Origin of the sequence: Cohnella hongkongensis (assembly GCF_042654645.1) — a bacterium.
GTDB lineage: Bacteria > Bacillota > Bacilli > Paenibacillales > Paenibacillaceae > Cohnella > Cohnella hongkongensis.
This window is the reverse complement of record NZ_JBHSEP010000001.1, coordinates 121,698-139,909: the sequence shown is the minus strand read 5'-3', so window position 1 is coordinate 139,909 and position 18,212 is coordinate 121,698. Positions and strand designations below refer to the sequence as shown.

Here is an 18,212-nt window from a genome sequence, read left to right as displayed (position 1 = left end):
ATGAAGTCGAGAAAGGGGTTAATCAAGAGATGAGGAAAGGCAGCATCAAATTCGCGGCACTTACTTTGCTTAGCGTATCATTGTTTACGGCAGGTTGCGGATCGTCCTCCAATTCGGAAGGGGCAGCTCCGAGCGGCAGCGCATCGCCAAGCGGAAGCGCAGCTCCAAGCAGTTCGGCCTCGCAGAAGCCGAGTGGAGACAAGAAGCCGGTCACCATCAAGATCTGGGGTCTCGACGGCGCGGAAACGGCAGTATACAACGAGATTCTTCCTGAAATCGATGCGAAGTATGACGAATTCAATCTGGAATTCGCATTCTTCCCGAATGAAGAGTTCTACAACAAATTGAAAATGTCTCCGGTCGTTGGCGATACGCCGGACATTGTCATCATGGATGCGACGGAGCTGTCTTATTACATCGAAGCCGGCGTCATGGCGCCGTTGGACGATTACATGACCGATGAAATCAAGTCGGACATGCTGCCGTCGATCATCAACGAAGGGACTTACAAAGGCAAGCTGTATGCAACGGCGCAATTCGATTCCGGCATGAGCCTGTGGGGCAACAAGTCGATGCTGGAAGCTGCGGGCGTCCGCATTCCGACAAGCTACAAGGAAGCATGGGATCGCGCGGAATTCGAGGATGCGCTGGCCAAGCTGAAGCAAAGCGGCGTGAAATATCCAATCTACATCAGACAGAACTCTCCGAAGACGCTCTATTACACATACACGCCGATCGTAAAAAGCTTTGGCGGCGATATGCTGAATCGAGAGACAGGGCTGACGGACGGAAAGCTGAACAGCAAGGAAACGATTGCGGCATTCGACTACATTAGCTGGATGATCAAGAACGAATACTTGAACCCGGTAGCGGACTATGAGGACGGCTTCTACACTCGCAAGGAAAACGCGCTCGCATTGATCGGCCACTGGAAGGCCAAGGAGCATTTCGAAACGCTGGGCGACGATGCCATCCTGCTCCCGATTCCAGACTTCGGCCATGGCGTATACACCGGAAGCGGTTCGGTAATCTGGGGCATTACGACAGCCGCGCAGAAAAAGAACGTAGCCGACGAAAGCTGGAAGGTGCTGAACGAGGCGATCTCCAAGGAATACATCGCCAAGATGACGAATGTCAACGGCGGTATTCCGGCCAGAATTTCCGTACTGAACGAGAACGAGAACTACAAAGAAGGCGGCAGGCTATATCTGTACCGCGAGCAGTTGGAGGCGGGCATCGGTTATCTTCGTCCGCAAACTCCTGCGCACAACGAGATCTACAATGTGATGAAGGGCGTTGTCGCTAACCTGCTGCTAGGCAGCGATGCGGCAGAAGAGTTGACCAAGGCGTCCAAGGATTTGGACGAAGTCATTACCGAGAACGGCTGGAATAAGTAGTAACTGCTAGGGCTGGGCTTGCGTCCGGCCCTTCTCAATGATACGAGGTGAGTTTCCTGCATGAAGAAAAATCCCAACCGTATTGCCGACGGCCAGACATCTGCCGCATGGCTGCTGAGCGCGCCGTCGCTTCTGATCATTATCGTCTTTATGCTGATTCCGTTCGTGATGGCGATCGTCTACTCCTTCACGAACAAGATGCTTGTCGCCAACCCGAACAATCCGCTGCGGTTCGTCGGATTCAACAACTATTTGAAAGTATTTACGAACGAAGCGTCGCTGCAGGCGTTCGGCAACACGGGGTTCTTCGCCCTGCTGTTCGTGCCGTTTACCGTCGCGCTTTCGCTGCTGCTGGCCGTGTTCGTCAACAAGACGGTCAAAGGGATTGGGTTTATCCGATTGATCTACTTCAGTCCGCAAGTCGTATCCATGACGGTCGTGGCCGTCATATGGGCATTTATTTTCTCGCCCAGTGCGGACGGTCTGCTAAACTCCATTCTGGCGATCTTCGGCATTGAAGGGAAGCTGTGGCTGAAGGATCCGAATATGGCGATGTACGGCATTGCCATAATGTCGATCTGGCAGGCGATCGGCATGCAAATGATCATTATCCTTGGCGGTCTGCAGTATATTCCGGAAGAGATCTACGAGGCGGCCAAGGTTGACGGGGCGAAGAGATGGCAGGTTTTCATGAAAATTACCATTCCGATGCTCAAAAACACGCTTAATTTCGTCATCATTACTAATACGATCGCGGCGCTGAAGCTGTTTACACAGGTCTACATGCTGACCGACGGCGGTCCGCAGAACAGCACCAATACGGTCGTTCTGTTCATGTACAACATCGGCTTCTCAAGAAATCAAATCGGTTATTCGTCGGCAATGGCGGTCGTCTTCTTCGTCATCGTCCTGATTATTTCCTTGATCCAGAACAAAGTCATCACGAAAGGAGATAAATAGCATGAACTCTTCAACGTTATCCGCGCGCAAGCGCGTCTCCTTGTCGCTGATGTATGTCCTCTACGCCCTAGTCGGCGTCGTGTTTGCCGGCCCGCTGCTGTATTTGTTCGTCGCTTCCTTTAAGTCGGACCTGCAGATCGTGGCGGATATGTCTTCGATTAAAGGCTTTATCCCTTACGGCGATCTCAGCTTTCAGAACTACAAAAATATATTCGCCAGAATGGATTTCTTCAAGTATTTTATGAACTCGACAATTTCGACGTTGCTGGTGGTGCTGTTCGGTACGATCATCAATGCGATGATCGGATATGCGCTCGGCCTGCTCGATTTCCGCGGCAAAAGCTTGATCGTCGCCGCCATTATCGGACTGATGATCATCCCGTCCGAGGCGGTTATCATCAACCGGATGCTCGTTGCCGCCGATCTGCACATGCTCAATACGATGTCGGTGCTCGTCATCCCGGCGCTGGCGTATCCGGCCTACGTATTTCTGTTCTATAACCATTTCAAGGGCATGCCGAAGGAGCTGCTGCAAGCGGCGATTATTGACGGCTCGGGCTACATACGCAGCTTCTGGAGCATCATGCTGCCGCTGTCCAGGCCGGTCATGGCGACGGTGGCGATCATGACGTTCATCCGGAGATGGGGCGATCTAATCTGGCCGACGCTTGTTACAAGGGACGATACGTACCGTACGCTGCCTCAGGCGATGAAGTCTCTGTACTCGGACGCCTATGTGTATTGGGGAGAAATTTTTGCGTTCGGCTCGATGGTGACGATTCCGACGCTAATCATTTTCCTTATTTTCCAGAAGCAGTTTATTCAATCCGTCGCTTCATCCGGCGTGAAGGGCTAGGCGCGAGGCGCCTTTAGCGGGAGAGGAGTTCGAATATGAGGTTTCAATACTTGGGCACAGGCGCCTCAGAGGGCTTCCCGGCTATGTTCTGCGAATGCGAGGTATGCAGAAGAGCGCTTCAAGCGGGCGGCCGCAACGTTAAGCGCCGCTCCAACGTTCTGATCAACGATACGGTGCTGGTCGACGTATCTCCCGATCTGTACGGACAGAAGCTGGCCTTCGGGCTGAACCTGGCGAAGGTAGAAAGTATCGTCGTCACCCACGCGGATGAGGATCACTTCGATATTTTTTCCTTAATGCTTCGGGGCAAGCCGAATTACTGCACCATCGATTACGAGCAGGGCGGCGTACAGCAAGTGCAAGTATATGGATGCAAGCCGGTCGAGACGCTGTTCTATCAAGGCGTGAACAAGAAACTGAAAGGTTATCTGGAACAACTGGCCTTCCATTACGTCGAACCGTTCGTGCCATTCGCCGCATCGGAGTTGATCTTCACTCCTCTGATCGCCAATCATAGACGAGACGAAATGTGCTACATCTATATGATCGAAGGAGAAGGCAGACGCATTCTATACGCGAATGATACCGATGCGATCAGCGAACAGAACTATGAGCGGATTGCCGGCTTGCATTTTGATCTCGTCAGCATGGATTGCGCGCGAGGGGTGCTTCCGGGAGACGGTCATATGGGACTGGGCGAAAACGTGGAGATGCGCCGCAAGCTTGAACAGTACGGCTGCATAAGCGAGCGTACGCGGTATCTGCTCACGCATATTTCCCACATGTGCGGCATGACGCACGACGAATTGGCCGTTGAGGCGAAGAAGCACGGATTTGAGATGGCTTATGACGGGCTTGTCGTAGAACTCTAATCGGGGGCTGAACAGACGATGAAAGCACTAATTATTTCGGACATTCACAGCAACGTCTGCACGCTGGAGGCGATCCGCAAGGCGGAGCCCGACTGCGACGTGATCTATTGCGCGGGAGACCTTGTGGACTACGGGCCGTTCCCCGGCGAAGTCATCGAATGGGTGCACAAGCATGGCGCGATCTGCGTTCGCGGCAACCATGACGACATTATTATCGACGTATACCGCAACGGCAATCGCGGTCTGGACGTCGCGGAAGATCAGATCAAGTGGGCGCATCACAATGCGCGCCTGCTGGGCGAGGCGGAAATTTCCTTCCTTGAAGGCATGCCTGTCTATCGCACCTTCGAGATGGACGGATACAGCTACACGATGCAGCATCTGTACGAGAATTATCTGACGATCGACAGTCTGCCCAAGTACGACGCCTTCTGGGCGGAACGCAACGGGGGAACGATCGAGACTGCGGGGGACCGCCGCATTATTTTCGGTCATACGCACCGAAGATGCGTGCATTATTTAAGCGATACGAGCCTGTGGCTGAATCCTGGAAGCGTGTCGTACCGCCGGCCCGACGATCCGACGAAGGAAGCGCATTACTTCACAATTACCGACGGCCGGATCGCAATGAAGAGCCTTGTTTATGACCGCACGCCGCTGCTTGAGGCGACGCGGAAATTACAGCTGAGGGAAGATGAGATGAAGGTGGCGTACGTGTTTTTCGGATAAGCAAGTGGAATGGCCAGGAGGCGGAGGAAACGAAATGTTTAACTATGAGGATCGCTTGTCTTTTCCAAATAGAGAGATAGATTTATTGACAATTGGCGATTTGCTGGTCGATATGATTTCGGCGGATTACGATGAGAATGTGGATTGCGATACGTATAACCGCTATTTCGGCGGCTCGCCCTCCAACATTGCCATGAATGTCAGCAAACTCGGCATTCGCGCGTTAGTCGCTTCGACGGTCGGCGATGACGGACTCGGCAAATTTCTTGTCAAGCACCTGGAGGAACAGGGCATCGATACGCGCTGCATACAGCAAGCAAACCATGCGACCAGCATGGTGGTCGTGACCAAGAGCAAGAAGACGCCCGTTCCGATCTTTTATCGGGATGCGGATTATCATCTGGCGTACACGCCGGAGCTGGATCAGGCGCTGGATAGCGCCAAAATCGTACATTTTTCCTGCTGGCCGATCTCGATGCAGCCTGCGCGCGGTACGATGGAGCGCGTCATCGAGAAGGCCCGAAAGCAAGGCGCGATAATCGGCTTCGATCCTAATTATCATCCGATGATTTGGGCGAAGGGCGAGGACGGCGTTGAATATGTGAAATCGATCATCCGTCAGGTCGATATCGTTAAACCTTCCGAAGTGGATGCGGAGAGGCTGTTTGGCGCGGATTCTTATGAAAATCAGCTTGAAAGATTTCTGGAGCTGGGCGCCAAGCTTGTTGTAATGACGCTAGGTGAGGACGGAGCGCTCGTGTCCAATGGCAAAGAGACGCTAAAGTTCAAGACGATGGCGACGGAAGTAATCGACACGACGGGCGCAGGGGATGCATTCTGGGCGGGCTTCTATTCCTCGCTCGTTAAAGGGAGCACGATTAGGGAAGCTCTGCAAGCGGGCTTTGCGGTCAGCGCATTTAAACTGAAATATACCGGCGCGGTTGCTAATTTGCCCAGGCTTGAACAGATCAAGGAAATGTACCAACTGGTGTAGGAGGCTCGCAAAATGGCAATCAAAAATCAGGTGCAGCTCATTACTTATCCGGATTCGATGGGCGGGGATTTGAAGGCGTTAAGGCAAGTTCTTCATCGGCACTTTCTCGACGTGTTCAAGGGCGGCATTCATATTCTGCCTCCGTATCCGTCCTCCGGCGATAGGGGATTCGCGCCGCTGACTTATTTGGAGATCGAGCCACGCTTCGGGGATTGGGACGATGTGAATGAAATCGGGAAATCGTTCGATATTCTCGTCGATCTGATGGTCAACCACATTTCCGCGCAGTCGGCTTACTTCCGCGATTTCCTGAAGCGCGGACGCGAATCGGAATATGCGGACTACTTTATGACCCTCGACAAAATCTGGGAGGACGGACAGCCGGTAGACGAACATATCGCTCAGATGTTTTTGCGGCGGCCGTTGCCGTATTCGACGTTTCGGACGGAGGATGGCCGGGAAGAGCGGGTCTGGACGACATTCGGCAAGTCGGATCCTTCCGAGCAGATCGATCTCGACATTTACTCGCCGAAGGTCAGACAATTGTTCGAGCAATATTTCGCCAATTTTCGAAAGCACGGCGTCAAGATCGTTCGCTTGGATGCGGTTGGTTATGTCATTAAGAAGCCGGGTACAAGCAGCTTCTTCGTCGAGCCGGAAATCTGGGATTTTCTCGAATGGATTTCGGCTTTGGCGCGCAGCATGGACATCGAACTGCTGCCGGAGGTGCACGCGCACTACGAAATCCAGATCAGGCTGGCAGAGCGAGGCTATTGGATTTACGACTTTATTTTGCCGTACCGCGTGCTTGAAACCTTCATCAATCGTTCGAGCACTGCGCTGTATAGCTATTTGAAGGGCCGTCCGGAGAAACAATTCACGATGCTGGATTGCCACGACGGCGTGCCGGTAAAACCGGATCTGGACGGCCTGATCGATCCGAAAGAGGCTCGCGCATTGGTCGATGTGTGCCTGGAGCGCGGCTCGAACCTGAGCTTGATCTATTCGGACAAGCACAAGGCAGAGGACGGCTTTGACGTGCATCAGATCCGCTGCTCCTATTACTCCGTGCTCGATTGCAACGATGATGCCTACTTGGCGGCCAGGGCGATCCAATTTTTCGTGCCGGGCATTCCGCAAGTGTATTATGTCGGATTGCTCGCCGGCAAGAACGATACGGAGCGTGTCGCGGAAACTGGCGAAGGGCGGGAAATCAACCGACATAACTATACGACCGAGGAGATAGAGGAAGCCGTTCTCCAGCCAGTCGTACAGCGGCTGATCAAGCTGATTCAGTTTAGAAACGAATATGAGGCGTTTAACGGCGAATTTATCCTCCCGACAGATTGCGCTTCGCACGAGGTGCGTCTGGCTTGGCGCAAGGACCGAAGCGTCTGCAGCCTTGCGATTGATCTGAGAACAAGCAAGACGGTGATCGAGTACGCCGACGATAACGGCGCTAACGTCCGTTACGAAGTATAATACGCGAAATCCAATGGACCGTCAGGACGAATCTCCTGACGGTTTTCTGGATGTCGAAGAAAGGCTTGACCAGGGCCGAGAATTCATGACGATTGTCCCCTCCTCCGTCTTCAGCAGACGTGCGCAGGTGATGAAGATTCGACCATCTTTCCATAAGCTTGTCCTAGCGAAGAGAGACGGTAAACCGCTTATAATAGAATCATCAAGCCGCGGCCTAGTCGCACAATGGCATTTTCATCGGGGAGGAAGCGCTTATGTACAAGCTGATCATCGTGGATGACGAGTATTCGACGCGCAACGGTCTGAAAATCTGCATCCATTGGTTCGATTACGGCATCGAAGTCGCCGGCGAGGCCGAGAACGGCAACAAGGGGCTGGAGCTGGCCGACCGGGTCAAGCCGGACATTGTGCTGACCGATGTGAAGATGCCGGGCATGGACGGAATCGAGATGGTCAAACGGTTGAAGGAACGCCATCCCGATACGAAGATCGTGTTCATCAGCGGGTACGACGATATTGAATATTTGAAATCGGCGATGAAGATGGATGCGGTGGATTACATTCTGAAGCCCGTTAATCTGCAGGAACTGATCACAGTCATCGAGAAAATTATGGCGATGTCGAAGCGGGAGGAAAACCGGAAAGATATGCTGCAGCGGCTGTCCGCCAAGCTGAACGAAAGCATTCCGCTGCTGCGGGAGAAGTTCTTCATCCAGCTGATCAAGGACGGCAACATGGACCGCGCCTCGACGGAGAAGCGCATCGATTTCCTCGACCTGCGGCTGCCCTACCAGGCGCCTTATTGCGCCATCATTATCGGCATTGACAACCCGCGGACCGTGTTCGAGAAGATGCCCGAGCAGAATACGCAGCTGATTTCCTTTGCCATTCAAAATATTTGCCGGGAGGTTGTGGAGGCGCGCGCTTCCGGCAGCGTGTTCGAGCATCAGCGGGGAGAATACGTGCTGATTGTGGAGCTGCCGGAGAATGAAGGGGAGGAGATTATCTTTCCTCTGGTCAGCGAATTGATGGCCAGTCTGAACGGGTTCCTGAATCGGATGATCGGCGGCATCAGTCTGACGATCGGGATCGGCGGCACGGTCGAGCATCTGGGGCGATTGGCCGACAGCTATCAGATGGCGTCGGGCGCGATCGAGCGCAAGCTGTTTCTCGGCAGAAACCAGGTCGTCACCTTCGACGCGATGGCGGCGCGCAAGGACGTCGATTACCGGGCCGTCAACGAACGAATGACCTCGCTGTCCTCCGCGCTGAAGTCCGGCAACGCCGTTCAGGTGCCGCAGCGCCTCGACGCGCTGTTCGAGGAATTGCGCGGAAGCTCGGGCATCGGCTATATCGATTGCCAGCGGATAGGTCTGCAGGTGCTGCTTGTCGCCTCGCAGTTTCTGTCCGAGTCCGGCATTCGCGCGGGCGATCTGGGCGAGCGGGAGTCCGAAGCCTGGGCGCAGCTGTTGAAGCTGGAGACGCTGGACGATATGAGCCATCATCTGAAGGTGTATTTAACGCAGGTATGCGAACGGATCGAGCAGCGGGAGGACAGGAGAATACCGGAGGTCATCACGGAAATTATGCGCATCATTCACGAGCGATACTCCGAAAATTTGACGATTGCGGACATTGCCTCGCAGGTGTATCTGGCCAAGACGTATATTTGCCTGTTGTTCAAGCAGGAGACCGGGGAGACGATCAACGAATATATAACAAGGGTCAGAATGGAGCAGGCCAAGAAATTGTTGAACGGCACAGATCGCAAGCTGGCGGAAGTCTGCACGGCGATCGGCTATGCCGAGCCCAGCTATTTCACGAAGCAGTTTCGCAAATATACGGGCATGAATCCGAGCGACTATCGGGACATCCACAGGAGGACGGACGGATGACCGGGACCAGGTGGCGCGGCGCCGGCTGGGCGACGCTGGGGGACAGCATCACGGCGGCAGGCGGGTATCAACCGCTCGTGCAGCAGGCGCTCGGCTTCGCCCGGGCGGACAACTTCGGGCGCGGAGGCTGCCCGCTCGCCGCAGGCAGCGACCGGGACGAGGGGGCGACCGTTTATATGGGCCGCTGTCTCGAAGAGCCGTACGATTGCATTACGATATTCGCGGGCACGAACGATTATCGGTTAAGTATGCCGCTGGGGGAGCTGCGGCCGGTGGGCGGCGATTTCGACGATCGCACTTTTTTCGGCGCCTATCAGACGCTGGTAGAGCAGCTGCTGAGCCGTTATCCGCTTAGCCGGCTCAATCTGTGGACGCCGCTTCAGCGGGACAAGGACGGATACGATGGCGAGAGGCGCAACGAAGTCGGCTGCCTGTTGGCCGATTATGCGGCGGCCGCGCTCCGGGTCGGACAGGCGTACGCTTTGCCGGTGCTGGATTTATACACGGTCAGCGGCTTCAACAAGCTGACGCTGGGCGCCTTCACGAGCGACCGGCTCCACCCTAACGAGGCGGGCTTCCGGCGAATCGCCGATACGGCCATTTCGTTCCTGAACGGGATTTGACCGGATGCCGCGGCGGGACATGAACGGCTTCACGGCGGGAGGTAAACGGAGCGATGGGAATTTGGCGTAAATTACAGCTGTTGTGGCTCACCTACCGGAAAATGCTGCTGCTCTATCTCCTGGTCGTGCTGCTGCCGGCCGGCGTCATGCTGTATTCCTATTTCGAGAAATCGGCCGATATTTTGGAGCGCCAGGTCACGCAATCGATGCTGAAATCCGTTCAACAGGTGAAAATCAATCTGGACTATCGCTTGTCCAAGGTGAGCGATATTTCCGACGCGCTCATTCTCAATTCCGAGCTGTACGATATTCTCGCCCAGGATCCGCTTGTCGGCACCCGGTTCAGTCAGGTGGAAGAGGAGAAGAAGCTGGGCAATCTGATCCGCAGTCTCCAAGGCAGCGACATTCTGAAAATCAAGCTGTACGTCAACGCCGACAAAATGTACGCGGGCGAGCACGTCAACTTTTTCAGCCTCGACCTTGCACGGCAGATGCCGTGGTACGATGCTGTGATCGGACGCAATGGCGCAGTAGAATGGATACCGACGCATATCGAGAATTATATCAGTTCGCCCGGCGAGGTCCGCGTATTCTCGTCCGCCCGGATGATTCGGGATCCGAACGAATATGCCCGCGTGATCGGCATTCTGATGCTGGACATGCCGGAAGCCAATCTGGCCGCCATTCTGAACGATGCCGAACTGGACGTCTCCAATCGGAATATGTACGTCGTCGATCGGGACGGCGTCATCGTATCCCACGGGCAGCCGGACAAGATCGGCAGCAAGCTTCCCGTGCCGGAATCTGTCGGCCTGTTCGGCAATCGGCCGTCCGGCATCGAGAAGTTCGCGATGAACGGGCAGCCCCATTTCATGATTCACGCCGCGCTGGGCGCAGGCGGGTGGAGCGTGGTGTCCGTGCTGCCGGCCCGTCAGATCAACCATATGAACAGCGACTTTAATTTCGGATTTTCGCTTATTTTGACGCTGTCGCTGGCGCTGCTGTTTATTCTTGGCGCTTTTCTCGCTTTTGTGCACGTCACCCGCGGTACGATCAACCGCGTCCGCCATATTACCGAGCAATTGCGGGAGCGCGGCGCCGCCATGATCGAAGAGGGGATTCCCCATCACAGCGGCGTCGTCATTCGGCTGGAGAAGAGCGTGGCGCACATGCTGTCGACGTTCCAACAGCTGATCGAGGACAATTACCGCGTCAAGGAGCAGGAGAAGGAAGCGAGATTTCGGGCTCTGCAGGCGCAGATCAACCCGCACTTTCTGTACAATGCGCTCGATACGATCAATTGGATGGCGCTGACCAAGGGCGCGCACGATATCAGCCGAATGCTGAACATGCTGGCGCAGTATTTTCGACTGACCTTGAACAAGGGCAAGGACATCGTGTCGCTGGAGGACGAGCTGAACCTGGCGAGAGCCTATCTGGAAATCCAGAAGCAGCGGTTCCATAACTTCGATTACGCGGTGGAGTGTGCGGAGACTCTGTCCGCTCGGCTTATTCCCAAGCTGTCGATTCAGCCGCTGATCGAGAACGCGATTCTGCACGGCATTCAGAGCGTCGACGGGCATTACGGCAGCATTCGGGTGGAGGCGGAGCCTGTCGTTGACGGCGGCGGGTTCGTAATCCGGGTGTCCGACGACGGGAACGGCATGAATGAGGGACAGGCGGCGCAGCTGATCGCCAGCCTGGACGCCCCGCCGTCGCCATCGCCGTCCGGCTACGGTCTGTACAACGTATGGGAGCGACTGCGGCTGTTCACCGGCGGCGAGGGCAGGCTGCATGTTCGGTCGGCGCCGGGAGAAGGGACGACCGTCAGCCTGTTCGTGCCGGAGCGCGCGGAGCCAGGCGGCTCGCAGTAACCAACGAACGACGCGACAAGACAAGACAAGGCTGTCCCGCAAGGCTGCAAGCAGGCCGGACCGGGGGAGCCTTTTTTGCTGCGCGACCTGAAGAATGTACCAGTACCGTTGAACGATGTGCCTCACGACCGTTCGCCTTCGGCCGCTATGATAAAACCAGGATTAAGCAGCGGCGCTGGAGGGGAGGGATAGCATGAAGGGCCGTATTCACTGGACTTCTCAAGTTAGACGCAATTACGATTTATACTTGTTGCTCATTCCGGGGCTCGTATTTTTGGCGATTTTCAAATACACCCCGATATACGGCCTTGTCATCGCGTTTCAGGAGTTCAATATTTTCAAGGGCATTGGCGGCAGCGAGTGGGTCGGGCTCAAGCAGTTCGAGCGGTTGTTCTCCTCCGACGATTTCGGCCGGGTCATGACGAATACGCTGCTCATCAGCTTATACAAGATCGTCATCCTGTTTCCGATTCCGATCGCCATCGCGGTTTTCCTGAACGAAGTCGGGAAAATGTGGTTCAAGCGCACGGTTCAGACGATCATCTACTTGCCCCATTTTCTGTCGTGGGTCATTATCGCCGGATTGTTCGTCAACATCATGTCGCCCTCTAACGGTATTGTGAACAATATCATCGAATTTTTCGGCGGCGAACCGATCAACTTCTTCATGGACAACAACTATTTCCGCAGCGTAATCGTGGCCACGGCCGGCTGGAAGGAAGCGGGCTGGAACGCCATCATTTTCATCGCCGCGATTGCCGGACTCGATCCCGAATTGTACGAGGCCTCGAGGCTGGACGGAGCCAGCCGGATTCAGCAGATTTTCACCATTACGCTGCCCGGGATCGCCTCGACTATCGTGCTCATGTTCATTTTGCGGATCGGTCATGTGCTGGAGGCGGGAACGGAACAAATTCTGCTGCTGTACAATCCGACCGTCTACGAGACGGGCGACGTGATCGGCACTTACATTTACCGGATGGGGCTGACCTCGATGGAATACAGCTTCTCCACCGCCGTCGGGCTGTTCGAATCGGTCATCGGGTTTTTCCTGGTCATCGGAGGCAACTGGATGGCCAAGCGGGTGACGGGCAAGAGCATATGGTAACGAAGGAGGCGAACGAAGTTGGAGCATTCAATCAAACGGCCATGGTCTGAGAAGATTTACATCGGGGCGGTGTACGTCATCCTGACCGGCTCTGGCATTCTCTGTCTGTTTCCCTTCTTGAACGTGCTTGCCAAGTCGCTCAGCGCCAACTGGGCGATCCTATCGGGCAAAGTGGGGCTGCTGCCGGTGGCCTTCACGATGGAGAACGTCATGTTCGTCCTTCGCGACCGGCTGTTTCAGAACGCGTTCTTGATCTCGGTCTTCGTCACGGTTGTCGGCACGCTTGGAGCGGTGCTGTTTACCGCCGTCTCCGCGTACCCGCTGTCCAAGAAGCATCTGCCGGGCATCAAGTTTGTGCTGCTGCTCTACATCTTCACGATGCTGTTTAACGGCGGGCTGGTGCCGACTTACCTGCTGATCAAAAATCTTCATCTCATGGACAGTCTGGCCTCGCTGATTTTGCCGGCTCTGATCAATGTGTTCAACCTGCTGCTGATGAAAAATTATTACGAGAGCCTGCCGGAAAGCCTGGAGGAATCGGCCAAGCTCGACGGCGCAAGCAACCTGAGAATCGTGCTCTCCATCGTCATTCCGATCTCTGCGCCGGTATTCGCGACGATCAGCCTGTTCTACGCGGTGTACTTCTGGAGCAACTGGTTCCATCCGATGCTGTATTTGAACGATCCTTCGCTGAAGCCTCTGCAGCTGTATTTGCGGGACATTATTTTGCAGGCTTCGGATGAAAATCTGCTCAACCAGGACATCGACGCGCTGCTTAATCTGTCGCCGGAGGGCATTCGCAATGCGACGATCATCGTATCGACGATTCCGATTCTGCTCGTCTATCCGATGCTGCAGAAGTATTTTATCAAGGGGATCCTGATCGGCTCCGTTAAAGGTTGACCGGGCCGGGACGGACTTGGCGGGCGGAATAATCCCTTGCGCTTGGATCTTGGCAAGCTAGTAACGATTTGCGGCAAAGCGCAGCGGGTTTATTTATAATAAAGCTTATTGGAGGGGTTCGACATGTCGAGGAAAAAAGGACTCGCCGCACTGCTCGTACTGCTGTTGTCGTTCACGACGATTCTGGCCGCATGCGGGGGGACTAACAAGGACGCCGGCGGCAATTCCGGCGCAAGTCCGGCTTCGCCGAGCGCAAGCGGCAAGACGTCCGAAAGCTCTGCGGCCGCGCCGGAGGAGAAGCCGGTTCTGAAAGCGCTGCGCAATTACATGCAGGACGATTACAACAGCTACCCGGTGAATCAGTACATCGAGGAAAAGACGGGTTACACGGTTCGAAACGACATGCTGCCGCAGGAGAAGCCGGGAGACAAGCTGAACTTGATTATGGCCTCCGGCGCGGATTACGACTTCATCGATGCGATGAACACGCAGGATTTCTTCAACTTCGCGAAGAACGGAGCGCTGACCGATCTGACGCCGCTGATTGAGCAGTACGGTCCGAACATTAAGAAAGCGCTTTCTCCGGAATCGCTGGCGGGCGCGACGGTGGACGGCAAAATATACGGCATTCCCACGCTTAACGTCAGCTACGTGAGGGACGGCCTGCTGATTCGCACCGATTGGCTGGACAAAGTCGGGAAGGCGATGCCGACGACGCTGGACGAGTTCGTCGATGTGCTGAAGGCGTTTAAGGAGCAGGACCCCGGCGGCAACGGGAAGAACAACATCCCGTTCACGATCGACAGCATCGGGCTGGTGGACAACATCATGGGCGCGTTCGGCATTTACGGACAGTGGAACGAGCTGGACGGCAAGCCGGTTAACGTATCGAGCCATCCGGCGTTGAAGGATTATGCGTCGTTCATGCGTTCCTTGTACGAGCAGGGACTGCTGGACAAGGAATTCGCCACGAATAAATCGGCGACTTCCGCGGAGAAGTTCACCAGCGGCCGCGCCGGCGTCATCTGGGCGCGCTGGTCGTCGATTCCCGGATACGACGAAGCGATCAAGAAGAACGTCCCCGACGCGGCTTATCAGTTCATTCCTCCGATGAAAGGTCCGGACGGACAGAGCGGGTTTACGCAGATCGGAGGGTTCAACAAAATCACGTTCGTGCCCAAGTCGGCGAAGCATCCCGAAGACGTGGTGAAGATGGTCAACGCGATGCTGGACCCGGAGACGTTCAAGGGGATATTCGTCGGCGAGGAGGGCGTCACCTACACGCTAGAGAACGGCAACTATATGCCGATCGAACCGGCGTTCTTCGAACAGAGGGGCTCCGCGAACAACTTCGTGATCGGCATGGACGAAGCCCATTTCGTAACGTACTGGCAAGCGCGCCTGCAGAAGAGCAAAGCGATGTTCGACAATTTCCAGCTCGTCAACAACATCCCCAAGGAGCAAATTCGTCAGGACGTGCTGGCGTTCGCGCCTTATTTGCCGAAATATTCGGCGAACGGCGCCAAGCTGGACAGCACCGTGAACGACTATTTGATCAAGATGATCGTGGACGGCGTAACGGACGATACGATCGCAAGCCTCCAGAAAGCCTGGAACGGCGCTGGCGGAGAAGAAGTCGCGCAGGAAGTGAGCGCCTGGTACGCGAGTAAGTAAAGTCTATGTAAAACGAAGCGAGGATACGTCGAAGGGGTGACCCAGTGAAACGGACTTCCTCCTCAGAGGTTCAACCATCTTCTAAAAGACAGGAAAGCGGAGAGGAAGTGGCAAGGTTGGCGAATTCCGAAGCTAGCGGCGCAGCGAGCGTTCCGCTGCGGTCGGCCGCAGTTGTTCGTAGGTATGAGGGCAATCCCGTACTGTCGCCCCGACAAGTGCCTTACGGTCCTGCGATGGTGTTCAACGCGGGCGTAACCAAATACGAGGGAAAATACGCGATGGTGTTCCGCAACGACTACGGCGACGAGCGGGCCGAGCGGGTGCATGACAGCCGGACGACGAATCTGGGGCTGGCCTTCAGCGAAGACGGCGTAAATTGGGAGGTGCGGCCTTCGCCTGTCTGGCAGTGGTGCGACGAAGAAGTAGATCGCGTGTACGATCCGCGCTTGACGGTCATCGAAGGCAAGGTGTATTTGTGCTTCGCGATGGATACGAAACACGGATTGCGGGGCGGCATTGCGACGACGGAAGATTTCGAGAGCTTCGACGTGATCAGTCTGAGCGTGCCGGACAATCGCAATATGGTGCTGTTTCCGGAACGAATCGGCGGCCGTTACATGCGGCTGGAGCGGCCGATGCCGGTATACAGCCGGGGCGGACGCGACCGGTTCGACCTGTGGCTGTCCGAATCGCCCGATCTGGTCTACTGGGGGAAGTCGTCTCTGGTGCTGGGCGTCGAGCAGGTCGCGTACGCTAACGACAAGATCGGTCCCGGCGCGCCGCCGGTGCGGACGAAGCAGGGCTGGCTGACGACGTTCCATGCGGTCGATATCGATCCGGCGCGCGGCAAGAACGGCTGGGAGCCGAAGTGGACCAAGCGCTACAGCGCCGGCATCATGCTGCTCGACCCGGACGATCCGCGCAAGGTGATCGGCCGTTGCCGGACGCCGCTGCTGGCGCCGGAGGCTCCCTATGAGGTCGCGGGGGGATTTCGCAACGACGTGATCTTCCCCGGAGGCATGATTCTTGAAGACAGCGGAGAAGTGAAAATCTATTACGGCGCTGCGGATACGGTGGAATGTCTGGCGACCGCGCATGTGGACGACCTGATTGCCTTGTGCCTGAAGGACGGCCCGGGCGGTCCTGCGACGGATGGAGGATAAGCGAATGATGTACGATCTGGTGATCTACGGAGGCACATCGGCAGGACTGGCCGCCGCCGTGCAGGCCAGCAAGTTGGGACTGCGCGCGGTCGTGCTGGAGCCGTCCGCGCGCTTGGGCGGACTTAGCTCGGGCGGGCTTGGCGACACCGATTTCGGGGACAAAGGCGCGATAGGCGGATTGTCGCTGGACTTTTACCGGAGGCTTGGCCGCAGGTACGGCACGGATAACGCGGCGGCATGGCTGTTCGAGCCGAAGACGGCGCTGGCCGTGTTCAGGGAATGGGCCGAGGAATACCGGCTCGACGTGCGCTTCGGCGAACGGCTCGACCCGATCGATCCGCTCGTCAAGCAAGGGAACCGCATTGCGGCGATCCGGATGGAATCCGGCCGCAGCTTCGGCGGGCGGATGTATCTGGATGCCGGATACGAAGGGGATCTGATGAAAGCCGCGGGCGTGTCCTATGCGACGGGCCGCGAGTCCAACAGCGTGTACGGGGAAACGTACAACGGCATTCAGACCGCCAATGCGGTGAAAAACCAACTGCCGCACGGCGTCGATCCCTATGTGGTAAAAGGCGATCCGTCCAGCGGCCTGCTTCCCGGCGTCAATCCGGACGCCGGCGGCCCCGACGGACAGGGCGACCATAGAATCCAAGCCTACTGTTACCGGATGTGCCTGACGGACGATCCGTCCAACCGGGTGTTCGTGGAGCAGCCGGACGGCTACGACGAGCGGGATTACGAGCTGCTGTTCCGGGCCATCGAGCAGGGCGAGCGTATTTTTTTCAAGCTGAACAAGGTGCCGAACCGCAAGACCGATTCGAACAATGACAAAGGCTTCTCTACGGACTATATCGGCTGCAATTACGATTATCCGGAAGCCTCGTACGCCGAACGGGACTTGATCGCGGCTGCGCACGAGCGCCACCAGCGCGGCTTGATCTGGACCTTGCAGCACCATCCGCGGGTGCCGGAACAGCTGCGCGCGTTCTATGCGCCATGGGGGCTGCCCCTGGACGAATTCGAAGAGAACGGGCATTGGTCGCCGCAGCTCTATATTAGGGAAGCCAGAAGAATGGTTGGTGACTTCGTTATGAACGAGCACCATATTTTCCTTCGCTCGCCCGTAGCGGACGCCATCGGTCAAGGCTCCTACACGATGGACTCGCACAATGTGCAAAGGCATGTAAGCGCGGAAGGGTTCGCGGTCAACGAAGGCGACGTGCAGATCAAGCTGAATGGTCCGTACCCGATCAGCTATCGCGCCATCGTGCCTAAGGAAGAAGAGTGCGCCAACCTGCTCGTGTCCGTCTGCTTGTCGGCCTCGCATATCGCATACGGCTCGATCCGAATGGAGCCGGTGTTCATGGTGCTGGGGCAATCCGCGGCAACCGCTGCGGCGCTCGCGTTGGAGGCGGATATCCCCGTGCAGGCGGTGGATTACGCTGCGCTGAGGGCGCAATTGCTGCGGGACGGGCAAGTGCTGGCTTGACTTGGCCCGACTTCTCGCAAACGGTTCTTTTAACCAAGCAGGAGCTCCTGAATCGTCCCGGGGACGGTTCGGGAGCTTTTTGCGTGCTTCAGAAAGGATCAAATTCGCTATCCTTCTCTGAATCCCCTCCGACAAAAACGCAATTCTGCGTCTAGAGGACGCCGAAGGGGTTTTTGCTTGCGTGGGGATA

The 18,212-nt window shown here is 56.1% G+C and carries 15 protein-coding genes; all 15 read left to right on the top strand.

Annotated elements, in window-relative coordinates:
- The first annotated feature begins 29 nt into the window (after positions 1–29).
- The 15 genes from ACFO3S_RS00620 to ACFO3S_RS00550 all read left to right on the top strand — a co-directional run bounded on the left by ACFO3S_RS00620 (position 30) and on the right by ACFO3S_RS00550 (position 18,022).
- Positions 30–1,397 (top strand): sugar ABC transporter substrate-binding protein, encoded by a 1,368-nt coding sequence (locus ACFO3S_RS00620; protein ID WP_378091149.1) that lies wholly within the window; start codon positions 30–32, stop codon positions 1,395–1,397.
- 60 nt (positions 1,398–1,457) lie between these two features.
- Positions 1,458–2,357, top strand: a complete 900-nt coding sequence (locus ACFO3S_RS00615) for a carbohydrate ABC transporter permease (protein WP_378091147.1) — start codon at positions 1,458–1,460, stop codon at positions 2,355–2,357.
- A 1-nt stretch (position 2,358) separates the two neighbouring features.
- Positions 2,359–3,213, top strand: coding sequence for a carbohydrate ABC transporter permease (locus ACFO3S_RS00610; RefSeq protein ID WP_378091145.1), 855 nt, complete (start codon positions 2,359–2,361; stop codon positions 3,211–3,213).
- Between the two features lie 35 nt (positions 3,214–3,248).
- The gene (locus ACFO3S_RS00605; protein WP_378091143.1) at positions 3,249–4,085 is read left to right on the top strand and encodes an MBL fold metallo-hydrolase; all 837 of its coding nucleotides are present in this window, start codon (positions 3,249–3,251) and stop codon (positions 4,083–4,085) included.
- Positions 4,086–4,103: 18 nt separating this feature from the next.
- Complete coding sequence (locus ACFO3S_RS00600; RefSeq protein WP_378091141.1) at positions 4,104–4,814, top strand: metallophosphoesterase family protein; 711 nt, start codon at positions 4,104–4,106, stop codon at positions 4,812–4,814.
- 34 nt (positions 4,815–4,848) lie between these two features.
- Complete coding sequence (locus ACFO3S_RS00595) at positions 4,849–5,808, top strand: carbohydrate kinase family protein (RefSeq protein WP_378091139.1); 960 nt, start codon at positions 4,849–4,851, stop codon at positions 5,806–5,808.
- 12 nt (positions 5,809–5,820) lie between these two features.
- Complete coding sequence (gene gtfA, locus ACFO3S_RS00590; protein ID WP_378091137.1) at positions 5,821–7,290, top strand: sucrose phosphorylase; 1,470 nt, start codon at positions 5,821–5,823, stop codon at positions 7,288–7,290.
- A gap of 254 nt (positions 7,291–7,544) precedes the next feature.
- Positions 7,545–9,185 carry a response regulator gene (locus tag ACFO3S_RS00585; protein WP_378091135.1) on the top strand — a complete coding sequence of 547 codons (1,641 nt, stop codon included), beginning with the start codon at positions 7,545–7,547 and terminating at the stop codon, positions 9,183–9,185.
- Positions 9,182–9,808 carry an SGNH/GDSL hydrolase family protein gene (locus ACFO3S_RS00580; protein ID WP_378091133.1) on the top strand — a complete coding sequence of 209 codons (627 nt, stop codon included), beginning with the start codon at positions 9,182–9,184 and terminating at the stop codon, positions 9,806–9,808. The genes ACFO3S_RS00585 and ACFO3S_RS00580 overlap by 4 nt, the downstream gene beginning before the upstream one ends.
- A 53-nt stretch (positions 9,809–9,861) precedes the next feature.
- Complete coding sequence (locus ACFO3S_RS00575) at positions 9,862–11,682, top strand: cache domain-containing sensor histidine kinase (RefSeq protein ID WP_378091130.1); 1,821 nt, start codon at positions 9,862–9,864, stop codon at positions 11,680–11,682.
- Positions 11,683–11,875: 193 nt separating this feature from the next.
- Positions 11,876–12,790: an ABC transporter permease gene (locus tag ACFO3S_RS00570; RefSeq protein ID WP_378091128.1), complete on the top strand. Its 915-nt coding sequence runs from the start codon at positions 11,876–11,878 to the stop codon at positions 12,788–12,790.
- 18 nt (positions 12,791–12,808) lie between these two features.
- A complete protein-coding gene (locus tag ACFO3S_RS00565) occupies positions 12,809–13,693 on the top strand; it encodes a carbohydrate ABC transporter permease (protein ID WP_378091126.1) in 885 nt (294 codons plus the stop codon).
- A 123-nt stretch (positions 13,694–13,816) separates the two neighbouring features.
- The gene (locus ACFO3S_RS00560; protein WP_378091124.1) at positions 13,817–15,367 is read left to right on the top strand and encodes an extracellular solute-binding protein; all 1,551 of its coding nucleotides are present in this window, start codon (positions 13,817–13,819) and stop codon (positions 15,365–15,367) included.
- Positions 15,368–15,522: 155 nt separating this feature from the next.
- Entirely contained in the window at positions 15,523–16,530 is a 1,008-nt protein-coding gene (locus tag ACFO3S_RS00555) for a glycoside hydrolase family 130 protein (RefSeq protein WP_465251396.1), read from the top strand.
- A gap of 4 nt (positions 16,531–16,534) precedes the next feature.
- Positions 16,535–18,022: an FAD-dependent oxidoreductase gene (locus tag ACFO3S_RS00550; protein WP_378091120.1), complete on the top strand. Its 1,488-nt coding sequence runs from the start codon at positions 16,535–16,537 to the stop codon at positions 18,020–18,022.
- The last annotated feature ends 190 nt before the right edge of the window (positions 18,023–18,212 follow it).